This window comes from Desulfonatronum thiodismutans (genome assembly GCF_000717475.1).
GTDB classification, from domain to species: domain Bacteria; phylum Desulfobacterota; class Desulfovibrionia; order Desulfovibrionales; family Desulfonatronaceae; genus Desulfonatronum; species Desulfonatronum thiodismutans.
Genome location: NZ_JPIK01000028.1, coordinates 1 through 11,187 on the forward strand (window position 1 = coordinate 1; position 11,187 = coordinate 11,187).

At 55.0% G+C, this 11,187-nt stretch carries 8 protein-coding genes and 1 CRISPR repeat array (1 of these 9 only partly in view); all 8 genes read left to right on the forward strand.

The window, feature by feature from the left end; all coding sequences use genetic code 11:
• Window positions 1-866: IS3 family transposase (locus GY33_RS0118285; RefSeq protein WP_031388711.1), on the forward strand; the 866-nt coding region annotated here is incomplete at its 5' end.
• Between the two features lie 155 nt (window positions 867-1,021).
• Window positions 1,022-3,619: a type I-G CRISPR-associated helicase/endonuclease Cas3g gene (gene cas3g / locus GY33_RS20135; RefSeq protein ID WP_051822832.1), complete on the forward strand. Its 2,598-nt coding sequence runs from the start codon at window positions 1,022-1,024 to the stop codon at window positions 3,617-3,619.
• Window positions 3,612-4,481, forward strand: coding sequence for a type I-G CRISPR-associated protein Cas8g2 (gene cas8g2, locus GY33_RS20780; protein ID WP_084185372.1), 870 nt, complete (start codon window positions 3,612-3,614; stop codon window positions 4,479-4,481). Before cas3g ends, cas8g2 begins: the two co-directional genes overlap by 8 nt.
• 2 nt (window positions 4,482-4,483) lie before the next feature.
• Window positions 4,484-5,605, forward strand: coding sequence for a type I-G CRISPR-associated RAMP protein Csb1/Cas7g (gene cas7g, locus GY33_RS0118310; protein ID WP_031388715.1), 1,122 nt, complete (start codon window positions 4,484-4,486; stop codon window positions 5,603-5,605).
• An 8-nt stretch (window positions 5,606-5,613) separates the two neighbouring features.
• Window positions 5,614-7,824, forward strand: coding sequence for a type I-G CRISPR-associated protein Csb2 (csb2, locus tag GY33_RS0118315; protein ID WP_161788506.1), 2,211 nt, complete (start codon window positions 5,614-5,616; stop codon window positions 7,822-7,824).
• 4 nt (window positions 7,825-7,828) lie between these two features.
• Window positions 7,829-8,665 carry a BRO-N domain-containing protein gene (locus GY33_RS0118320; RefSeq protein WP_031388717.1) on the forward strand — a complete coding sequence of 279 codons (837 nt, stop codon included), beginning with the start codon at window positions 7,829-7,831 and terminating at the stop codon, window positions 8,663-8,665.
• Window positions 8,662-10,341 (forward strand): CRISPR-associated endonuclease Cas4/Cas1, encoded by a 1,680-nt coding sequence (locus GY33_RS0118325; RefSeq protein WP_035272688.1) that lies wholly within the window; start codon window positions 8,662-8,664, stop codon window positions 10,339-10,341. Before GY33_RS0118320 ends, GY33_RS0118325 begins: the two co-directional genes overlap by 4 nt.
• Window positions 10,342-10,351: 10 nt before the next feature.
• The gene (gene cas2 / locus GY33_RS0118330) at window positions 10,352-10,639 is read left to right on the forward strand and encodes a CRISPR-associated endonuclease Cas2 (RefSeq protein WP_031388719.1); all 288 of its coding nucleotides are present in this window, start codon (window positions 10,352-10,354) and stop codon (window positions 10,637-10,639) included.
• A 204-nt stretch (window positions 10,640-10,843) separates the two neighbouring features.
• A CRISPR array of direct repeats spans window positions 10,844-11,187; the repeat unit is 37 nt; unit sequence GTTTTCCGGGGCATTCCTGCCCCGGCCTCATTGAAGC (it continues 1,896 nt past the right edge of the window).

Sequence of the window (11,187 nt, forward strand, 5' to 3'; positions counted from 1 at the left end):
CATTGTCCGCGGATGAGCGCGTCACAGTCCTTGAGATCTTACACAGCCAGCGTTTTCAGGACAGTACGCCGTATGAAATCTATGCCTCTCTTTTGGATGAAGGTCGGATGCTCTGTTCCATCAGCACCATGTATAGGCTTCTCCGGCAAGAAGGTGAGAACCAGGGCCGTAGGCGACAAACAGCCAGGACCCATTATGAAAAACCCGAATTACTGGCCACGGCTCCCAATCAAGTTTGGTCCTGGGATATCACCAAACTCAAGGGGCCACGAAAATGGAACTATTTCTACCTCTACGTGATCATGGACATCTACAGCCGGTACGTTACCGGGTGGATGATTGCCTCTCGAGAATCACAAAGCCTGGCCAAGCGCTTGATCGAGGAATCCTGCGAAAAGCAGAATATCGCCCAAGGTCAGTTGACCATCCATGCCGATCGCGGCCCCAGCATGCGCTCAAAAACCGTTGCCCAACTCTTGGCTGACCTGGGCATCACGAAAACCCATAGCAGGCCTTATACGAGCAATGACAACCCATTCTCGGAATCTCAGTTCAAAACCTTGAAATATCATTCCTGTTTCCCTGGAAACTTTGGTTCACAAGAAGACGCTTTGGCCTACGGCAGAACCTTTTTCCCTTGGTATAACGAGGAGCATCGGCACAGCGGTATCGGATTCATGACGCCCGAGCAGGTTCATCACGGCATCGTCCCACAAATCCTGGAAACCCGGTCAAACGCCATGACACAAGCTTTCCTTGCTAATCCCATCAGATGGAATGGCCGTCACCCTGAACTGCCCAAAATCCTCCGGCCCCAAGAAGCGGTCTGGATCAACCCTCCAACCATGATGAAAACGCTACACTAATTTTATGGACCTGGCTGTCTCACTTTCATTGACACATTCCGCTTCAATTATTTCAAGTTGTATTACCTCAGACTATTCAATAGTCAGAGGACCACGGTGAATGTATGGTACATGCACAGTGTTGGCGGCCTTCTGAAAACAATTACGGAGGGTAAATGGACTTTGCCGCAGGATTCTCTCGACTGACCGGTTTTTCCCCACTGAAGTGGCAAACCCGATTATTCACGGACTGCTTTTCAAGAGGAATTGTCCCAGCAGCCGTTGATTTACCTACGGGACTGGGGAAGACATCCGTCATGGCCATCTGGAAGCTGGCGTTGGACTCCGGTGCCAGTCTGCCGAGACGTCTGATATATGTTGTCGATCGCAGAGCCGTGGTGGATCAAGCCACCACGGAGGCTGAAAAGATCAAGGCGGCATACGGCGACACGGCATTGCGAGTGAGCACCTTGCGCGGCCAGCACGTTGATAACCGGGAGTGGCTGGACGACCCGTCAGCTTCAGCCATTATCGTTGGTACCGTGGACATGATCGGATCACGGCTCCTTTTTTCCGGGTATGGCGTATCGCGGAAAATGCGCCCTTATCATGCCGGCTTGCTGGGGATCGACTCGTTGATCGTCCTTGACGAGTCGCATCTTGTTCCGCCTTTTGAACGACTGATGGAAGCCATTGAAACAGAGACGGCTCTGTATGGTCCGCGCGGCGAGGTGGATCGTGAGATATTGCCCCGGTTCAGGCTTCTTTCTCTGTCGGCCACTGGCCGGGCGCGGCAAGGCGTTGTTTTCAGCCTGAACAAGAACAAGGACGATCTGAACGACGAAATCGTCACCAAGCGACTCCGAGCCAAGAAAAAATTGACCCTTGTTCCGGCGGGAGAAAAAAAACTGGAAAACAAGCTGGTTGAAGAGGCATGGAACCTGTCCGGACAAGGCACGGAGCCTGTCCGAATTATCATCTATTGCAACGAGCGCAAAGTGGCGGAAAAGGTCCATGCAGACCTTTTGAAGAGAGGCAAGGGCATCCCATACGATAACATCCAGCTACTTGTCGGCGGGCGTCGAGTCCGGGAGAGGTCCGACGCGGCCCGGCAACTTGAACAACTTGGCTTCCTCGCGGGAAGCACTGTGCAACTCGAGAAACCCGCGTTTCTCGTTGCCACGTCCGCTGGCGAAGTGGGCATTGATCTGGACGCGGATCACATGGTTTGCGATCTGGTACCATGGGAACGGATGGTTCAGCGTTTTGGCCGAGTCAACCGCAGAGGCCTGGGGAATGCGAGGATCATCGTCGTCCACGAAGGCGAGCCGAAACCGAAAAAGGCGGGAGAAGCAGAGCAGGCCGAGACAACGGCAATGATTGCTTGGCGTTGTTGCGACCTTTTCGAGGAACTGGAGAATGACGACGATGGAATAGACGTCAGCCCATGGGCCTTGCTGGAATTGAAACATCGAGCTGCCATGGATACCAAGTTGCTTGACTTGATCGAATCCGCCACCACCCCGCCTCCGCTTTACCCAGCTCTGACCAGAGCGCTTGTCGATGCCTGGTCCATGACCTCCCTGGAGAAACATACGGGCAGGCCTGAAATCGGGCCCTGGCTGCGCGGTTGGGTTGATGAAAAGCCGCAAACAGCCGTTGTCTGGCGTGCATATCTCCCCGTACGTACCAAAGGTCAGCCTGCAACAAGGGAGGATGTGGAAGGCTACTTCGAAGCCGCTCCGCCGCATCTCAGTGAGAAGCTGGAAGCTGAAACCTGGAAAGTTGTGGAGTGGGTCACGAAATGTGCGGCAACGGCAGACCAAACCAATCGACTGTCTAAAAATGGCATCGTGGCTTTCGCCTTGACGCCAAGCGGTGATTTAAAAGCCAGTTTTTCCCTGAAAGAACTTCTGGAAGCCGATAAAGCGAGGAAAGATCAATTCAACAGGTTGCTTGCCAGCGCGACGCTGGTACTTGACGCACGGCTCGGCGGGTTGCGCAACGGCCTTCTTGATCCAAAAATCAGCGATGCTGTCACGGAAATTGGCGATGTTGGCGCGTGGCGGGAGATACCGTTTCGGGTGACCAGCAACGCCGAGGCGGATGCTCAACAGGCTGGTGATAAAATATCCTTTGCCTTCGTTACCAAGCGTTCTCCCGAGGGTATTGATGAAGAACGACTTGAAGTGATCACAGTCACGACCGAGGAAAGCCGGGCCACGGCCAGTCGCCCCCAGTTGCTGGAAGAACACCTTGCCTGGGCCGAAGCACAGGCGAGACACTTGGCCAAAGCTTTGGGCCTCCCTGATGAATATGCCGAAGTTCTTGCCCTGGCCGCTAAGCTGCACGACGAGGGCAAGCGGGCAAACCGCTGGCAGTGCGCTTTCAATGCGCCGAATGACGGAATCTACGCGAAAACCAAAGGACCGGTCTTCCCTGCCCGCCTTGGCGGTTACCGCCACGAATTTGGCACATTGCACCGTACTCTGAACAACCGTGATGTCCATCTATTGCCTGATCATTTGCGCGATTTGGTCCTGCACCTGATCGTTTCGCATCATGGTCATGCCCGCCCGGTGGTTCCCACCGAAGGATGTGAGGACGCTCCGCCTTCCCAGCTCATAGATAGGGCGAGAGAGACTGCCATTCGATTTGCACGTCTTCAGAAACAGTGGGGGCCGTGGGGGCTGGCTTGGTGGGAGTCACTACTCCGAGCCGCGGACCAACAGGCATCCAGAAGAAACGACAATTTGGAGGCAAACAATGGCTGAAGCTGATATTCCCGTCGATCTGTTCAACCCAGGCCAAGTCTTTGCTTGCCTTGGCTTTCTCGAAGCAGCGAACATTCTGCTGGGCGACGCTGAAGGTGGATTTGACTGGAGCGATGAAAGTAATGTGCGGTTCCGTCTTCGTACTGCGGATGCTGAAAACCCTTTTAGGACAACCATTCTTTTTCTAGCTAATGCCAAGGTGAGCAGCATTACTCCAAAATGTTCAGAGCTACGAACAGAAAAATGGAATATTCCATCAATTATACAAGATTATAATTATCATTTTTCATATAACAAGCCAAATAGCCCTGCAACATTACCCGCAGTATTACAAGATGAGAATGGAAGAATGTTGATTATTGACCATTGGGGCGACTCAACGACACGTGATTCAGTAAAATTTTGGGCTGGTTCAGGTGGATATCCTGGCGTTGCTCTTCTGAATGATGCTATTCAATCCTTGAATGGTGATTTTGACGAAATATCAAGAAATCCATTTATATTTACCACAAAACAGAGTAGCAGCTTTCGATTTGACTGGCGGAGAGACTATATACCTCTCGATTGCGGATTCTCTCCAAACTCACATAACAACATGACAATGATTGGATATCCAATAGTAGAGATACTTGCTTCTATCGGTCTAACAAATTCGCGTCCAGAAAGAATTGATAAGCTAAATTACAGGTATTCTGCCTTAGGTATTTTTTCAGATAGTATTTTTTTCGACAAGATTTTTCTACGTGCTGGACTTGGCGGAGCAAATCTTCCATTTGAAAAACGTTGTTTTCGAATGCGCCTTGGATGGCCAGGACAGATTAATCAGGCCAGATGCATAATTGAAACCTATGAGGAGTCATGATCATGAGTACTACAGAAAAATTGTCAAACGACGTCCTTGCTTCTTGGGCTAACGAAAAGGACGGACCTGTTGCCTTACATCTGAAACAAAAACTCATCTCCGTGGAGGGTGAACGTTCAGTAGTTTTTCCTCCAACCTATGCGGATATTGGATACAACATCGATCAAATTGCTGATGGGACAAAAGTCGTTACGATTGACAGTGTCGGTTCTCAAGCAAACCGTATTGAACCGATATTCAAAAGGGATAAAGACGGCAATTCTGCTGAAAATAATCCGTTCGCTTCCCTTGTCCCCCAAATAGACATTGAATATGCGAGTCATAAAACTGTTTCGATTTTTGAAGTGGGTCATCGCCTGGGTGATGCGCTCATTCGTTGCGTCGGTGGTACAGCTACCGATGACCGAAATGATGAATTTGACCTGCGCGAAGCTGCCCAGCATGCCTTTAGGCAGCTTCTTGATCACAACGACTTCACGGGAATCGCAAAAATTGCGCCTACATCTCTTGTCTTTGGTGTCTGGGATTCTCGAGATACACAGGCAAAAGTGCCCCGTATTCTACAGTCAAACATTCGTGCCTGGGATGTTACAGAATTGCATCGTTCGGCACAGTATAATCCCCCCCTCGATTACTCGGTTTTGGATGTGTTCGGTGAAGAAGAAAAGGCCAAGCAGGAGGGCGACCCTAAAAGTCCTCTTGCCAAGCGCGGGTTTGTGCATGTTCCCGCTGGGAAAGCGCACGGCGGGGTGATTGCAAATGGGCCGATCGAGCGTGACGTGACCGTCAACCTCGTCGCTTTGCGCCGACTTGTTGGCGCTGACGCTGAGAAACTGCGCTCCTATATCCTCGGCCTTGCCCTTGTCGCCGCGACTGCACCACTTGATCCTTTTCTGCGTCAAGGATGCCTCCTGGTTCCAGACGTAAACTCCCCAGCCCAATGGATGGTTGTTGAGCGGACCGGAGAACGGAAGCCTGTTGACCTGAACAAGGATATTGCCCTGAAGTTTGCGGAGGTTGCATCGAAGAATTTCGGCGTAGGCCCCAGCTACAAAGTCATGTTTGATCGAGATCGCGCTAAAGAAGACGCAAAGAAGGCTGATAAAAAGAGCAAGACCGCATGAGGTCGGCCATGTACAGCCTCCTTATTTCTGTACGCTTTCATACCGGCCGATTTCACGGATTGGATACTGACGGTCGTCCTGAATGGCCGCCTTCCCCGGCTAGGTTGTTCCAGGCACTTGTCGCCAGTGCTGCCAAAGGGTCCAGCCTTTCTCCTGATGATCAGGCTGCCTTGGCATGGCTGGAAGGACTTGAACCACCAGTCATCGCCGCGCCCTCAGTTCGCAAAGGGCAATCCTATCACACCTACATGCCGAACAATGACCTGGATACGGTACAGGGCGACCCCTCTCGTATTGCCGAGGTCCGCTCGGCGACAAAACGCTTTCACCCGTTGATCTTTGATCGCGACATTCCCTTGCTTTATGCGTGGCGCTTTTCGGAAGACACAGGACAAGCCGAGAGTATCCGAAGCATGGCCGACCATCTTTACCAGTTGGGCCGGGGAGTGGATATGGCCTGGGCGGTTGCCGAGGTGCTTGATCAGGAAGTCGTTGAAACTCGTCTCTCATCTCATCCCGGATTCATCTACCGACCCGCTCTTCAGGGGCGAGGCATACGACTCGCTGCTCCGCAAAAGGCTTCCCTCGTCAGCCTGATCGAACGACACCAAAAAAGCTGTTCTCGTTTCACTGCTTTGGTCGTTCTGCCTCCGACTAAGCAAGGCTCTTTGAAAACCAAGGTTGAATACACATTTTCCCAACCACCCAAGCCCCGGTTTCGCCAAGTACCCTACCAGTGCCCACCTGCAAGATTGTTGTATGAAGCACGAACTACGACGAAACAGGCATCTTTCATATCCTGGCCGCTGACCGAGGCCGTGAGATATGTTGAGCTGATACGCAACGGCACCGCTGACAAGTTGAAGACCGCCCTGCCGAGCAAGGCGGTCACGATCCTCCGGGTCTTCGGACTTTGCCGTGACGCAACTGACTCGGACAAGGCAGGCAGGCTTCGAATCATCCCCCTGCCGTCCATCGGCCATACCCATGCGGATCGAGGCATTCGCCGCCTGTTGGTTGAAATCCCCCCGGATTGCCCATTGGAAACCGACGATGTGAATTGGGCGTTTTCAGGATTTGGACCGCATGACCTGGAAACAGGCGAGGTACCGTGGATGCTGGTGCCTGCCGAGGACGATACAATGCTCGCTCATTACGGGATCGGCGAGCCGGATCGCCATTCGTATCGGAAATGGCGAACAGTAACGCCCGTTGCTTTGCCGACTGTCCGATCACATGGGCGTAGCACGGGTTCCGAACGGGCGGAAAACGAACAGCAGGCAGTTCTGGCCTTTTCCCAGGCACTTCGTCATGCGGGGTTGCCTTCCATGCCCACGGCCATACGGGTCCAGCGTGAACCGTTCGAAGCCAAAGGCTCGCTTGCGGAGAACTTTGCTCCAGGTACTCGTTTTGGATCAAACAGACTCTGGCATGTAGAGCTTTCTTACGAACAGCCGATGTCCGGTCCCATGCTTGTTGGTGACGGACGTTACCTCGGATTGGGACTTTTCCAGCCGGTCAAGTCGCCCCAAGATATTCATGCCTTTTCTATTGTCGAAGGGCTATCGCCCCAAGCTGAATACTTTCAGATCGCCAGCGCTCTGCGCCGGGCAGTGATGTCCCTTGTCCAGTCAAAGCTTGGGCTCCGTAAGCCCTTGCCGCTGTTCTTCTGCGGACATGAATCCGATGGTTCACCTGCCCGGCGAGGCGGCAAAGCGCACTTGGCCTTTGCCTTTGACCAGCCAAGACAACGTCTTCTCGTCATTGCGCCGCACCGCATGGAAGGGCGGATACCGCACTCTCATGAACGCGATCATTTAAGGTTGCTCGACGCGGCCCTTGCAGGGTTAAACGAATTACGTGCCGGTCCCTCAGGTTTGCTCAAACTGCGACCGACGATCATTGACACCGCAACAGACCCCGTGTTTGCCCTCGCGACATGTTGGTCCACCCTGACAGCGTATCGTCCGTGTCGACACGCTAAACGCATGACATCGGAACAGGCGATTATTGAAGATATTGTATCCGATCTTCATCGTCGTGGCCTGCCCAAACCGCAAAGTGTCGAAGCGACCAAGATAAGCAAAGGGCCGAAAGGCGGTCTTTGCGCACACCTGAATCTGTTTTTTTCGGTTGGCATACACGGGCCATTATTACTTGGAAAAAATTGCAATTTGGGTGGAGGGCTGTTTGTGGTCAATCCAGCCATTTCAAGGTGAGCCTATGGAAACAAAACTGGCGGTTTTCAAGAAAAGGGAAATTAGACGAATCCTGCACAACGACGAATGGTGGTTTTCAATTGTAGATGTTTGCGGAGTTTTGACCGAAAGCGCGGATGCCGGGGCTTATTGGCGTAAACTCAAACAAAGGCTGAATGAAGAAGGCAGTGAAGTCGTGACATTTTGTCACGGGTTGAAGCTGACGGCGCCGGACGGCAAGTTGAGGAAAACCGACTGCGCCAATACTGAAACCATCTTCCGCATCATCCAATCCATTCCCTCGCCCAAGGCCGAACCCTTCAAGCGCTGGCTGGCCAAGGTTGGATACGAGCGGGTCCAGGAGATCGAGGATCCGGAACTGGCTTCCAAGCGGACCAAGGCCCTTTATAGGGCCAAAGGGTATTCGGAGGCCTGGATCGAGAAGCGAATGCGCGGCATTGCGGTGCGGGCGGAGCTGACGGATGAATGGAAGCGTCGCGGGGTGGAGGAGGAACCGGAGTACGCCATCCTCACCGCTGAAATTTCCAAGGCCGCCTTCGGGCTGACTCCCGGCGAGTACAAGGAACTGAAGGGGTTGAAGCGCGAGAATCTCCGCGACCACATGACCGATCTGGAACTGATTTTCTCCATGCTCGGCGAAGCGGCCACGACCGAGATCGCCCGCAAACAGGATGCGCAAGGCTTTGTCGAAAACAAGGGCGCGGCCCGAAAGGGCGGGCGCATCGCCGGGGATGCCAGGGAGAAACTTGAAATTGAAACGGGAACCAGGGTGGTTACCGAAGACAACTATCTGACCGAACCGGAAAGCAGGAAACGTCTCACCGGGAAGAAATCCACATGACCGATCTCCCCCTGATTCCCGTGCGCATGCTCAACGAGCATGTCTATTGCCCCCGCCTGGCCTACCTGATGTGGGTCCAGGGAGAGTTTCAGCACAACGAGTTCACCGTGGACGGAGCGATCAAGCATCGCCGGGTGGACCGGCCCGGTGGGAAGTTGCCGGAGCAGCCGTCACAAGCAGCGGACGACGAAACCCGCATCCACGCCCGATCCGTGACCCTGTCTTCCGATGAGTTGGGGTTGATCGCCAAGATGGATCTGGTGGAAGGCGAGGGCGCGGTGGTCGCGCCGGTGGACTACAAGCGGGGCAAGCGGCCGCACAAGGCCGCCTCCGGGGTGTACGAGCCGGAGCAGATCCAGGTTTGCGCCCAGGGACTGCTGCTGGAGGAACACGGCTATTCCTGCCCGGAAGGCGTCGTCTATTTCGTGGCCTCGCGGGAACGGGTGCGGGTGCCCCTGGACGAGGAATTGCGGACGCGAACCCGGAACGCGATGACGGAACTGCGGCGCAACGCCGCGTCAGGATGCATTCCGGCTCCTTTGGAGGACAGTCCCAAGTGCCCTCGCTGTTCCCTGGCCGGGATCTGCCTGCCGGACGAGGTCCGCTTCCTGAGTCGAACTCCCGTGCAGCCGCGCCCGATTTTCGCGGCCCGGGACGCGGCCAAGCCGCTCTATGTGCAGACCCAACGGGCCTATGTGCGCAAGGACGGCGAGGTGCTGGTGGTGGAACAGGAGAAGGAGCAGGTGGCCAAGGCCCGGCTGGCGGAGGTTTCCCAGGTGGCCTTGTTCGGGTCGGCGGCCCTGACCACCCCGGCCCTGCACGAATGTCTGCGCCGGGAGATTCCAGTGACCTGGCTTTCCTACGGAGGTTGGTTCATCGGGCATACCGTGACCGTAGGGCGGCGCAACGTGGAAACCCGGACGCATCAGTACCGGGCCAGTTTCGACGATGGGCGTTGCCTGGACCTGGCCAGACGGCTGGTGGCCGGGAAGATCGTCAACAGTCGGACCCTGCTGCGACGCAACTGGCGCGGTACGGACGACGACGCATCCGCTCCCAGGGAGCTGCTGACCGCGCTGCGGGAGGACATGCGTCACGCCGGACGGGCTCCGTCCCTGGCCGTTTTGCTGGGCGTGGAAGGAGCCGCGGCGAACCGCTATTTCCAGAATTTTCAAAACATGCTGCGCGAAGCATCGGACGACCTGGGGTTCGATTTCTCCACCCGCAACCGCCGACCGCCCAAGGATCCGGTCAACGCCTTGCTCTCCTTTGCCTACGCCATGCTCACCAGGGAATGGACCATGGCCCTGTCTTCCGTGGGGCTGGACCCGTATCGGGGATTTTACCATCAACCCAGGTTCGGACGACCGGCCCTGGCCCTGGACATGATGGAACCGTTCCGGCCCCTGGTAGCGGATTCGGTGGTCTTGACCGTGATCAACAACGGCGAAATCCGGCCGGAGGATTTCATCTCCGCCGCCGGTGGATGCAATCTGAAGGACGCCGGACGCAAGAAGTTCATCCAGGCCTTTGAACGCCGCCTGCAACAGGAGATCACCCATCCGATCTTCAAATACCGGATCAACTATCGCCAGTTGTTCGAGGTCCAGTCCCGGTTGCTGGTCCGCTGGCTGGGCGATGAAATCCCCACGTATCCGGTCTTCATGACCAGATAGGAGGCCGGACATGGAAAGGCTGTACATCGTCTGCTACGACGTCCGGGATCAGCGCCGCTGGCGCAAGCTGTACAAGGCCATGCATGGTTACGGGGAGTGGCTGCAGCTTTCCGTGTTCCAGTGTCGGCTGGACGCCGTGCGCAAGCTGCGCCTGGAGGACGCGGTCAGCCGAATCGTCAAGCAGGACGAGGATCATGTGTTGATCATGGACCTTGGCCCGGCGGAAAGCGTCCAGGTGAAGGTCAAAAGCATCGGCGGGAGCTTCGAGCCAGTGAGAAACGACGCCGTGGTCGTCTGAAAACCCGCCCCATCACGGCGAGCGCTTCGGTGATGTACAAAACCCCGTGAGCGCTCGCAAGGCGCGAATCTTTGAAAATTGAGGAGGATATACTGATGATGAAGACGAAAAGACATGCGCCATTCGTCAACTCGAACCTCAAGCCCCCCACCCCTCGCAAATCACCTCGACGAGCCGCGTAAAATCTGGCACGAAACACGAACCGTTTTCCGGGGCATTCCTGCCCCGGCCTCATTGAAGCCGGGCAAATAGGGTTTGGTCATTTGAGAGAAGCCCGAAGTTTTCCGGGGCATTCCTGCCCCGGCCTCATTGAAGCCTCAAGGACTGGGAGGAACTGGACCGGCTGATGAAAGTTTTCCGGGGCATTCCTGCCCCGGCCTCATTGAAGCTGGGTGTGCGTCGGCGTGGCCCCGGGCGCGGCCCGGTGTTTTCCGGGGCATTCCTGCCCCGGCCTCATTGAAGCGAATTTTAAGCTGAACTAAATTATGTGGTGGTGAAGTTTTCCGGGGCATTCCTGCCCCGGCCTCATTGAAGCCCAGCATTCCATT

Excerpts from the sequence above, each read along its gene's own strand:
- GY33_RS0118325 (WP_035272688.1), top strand. The coding sequence starts at position 8,662 with ATGACCGATCTCCCCCTGATTCCCGTGCGCATGCTCAACGAGCATGTC.
- cas7g (WP_031388715.1), top strand. The coding sequence starts at position 4,484 with ATGAGTACTACAGAAAAATTGTCAAACGACGTCCTTGCTTCTTGGGCT.
- cas3g (WP_051822832.1), top strand. The coding sequence starts at position 1,022 with ATGGACTTTGCCGCAGGATTCTCTCGACTGACCGGTTTTTCCCCACTG.
- GY33_RS0118320 (WP_031388717.1), top strand. The coding sequence starts at position 7,829 with ATGGAAACAAAACTGGCGGTTTTCAAGAAAAGGGAAATTAGACGAATC.
- csb2 (WP_161788506.1), top strand. The coding sequence starts at position 5,614 with ATGTACAGCCTCCTTATTTCTGTACGCTTTCATACCGGCCGATTTCAC.
- cas2 (WP_031388719.1), top strand. The coding sequence starts at position 10,352 with ATGGAAAGGCTGTACATCGTCTGCTACGACGTCCGGGATCAGCGCCGC.
- cas8g2 (WP_084185372.1), top strand. The coding sequence starts at position 3,612 with ATGGCTGAAGCTGATATTCCCGTCGATCTGTTCAACCCAGGCCAAGTC.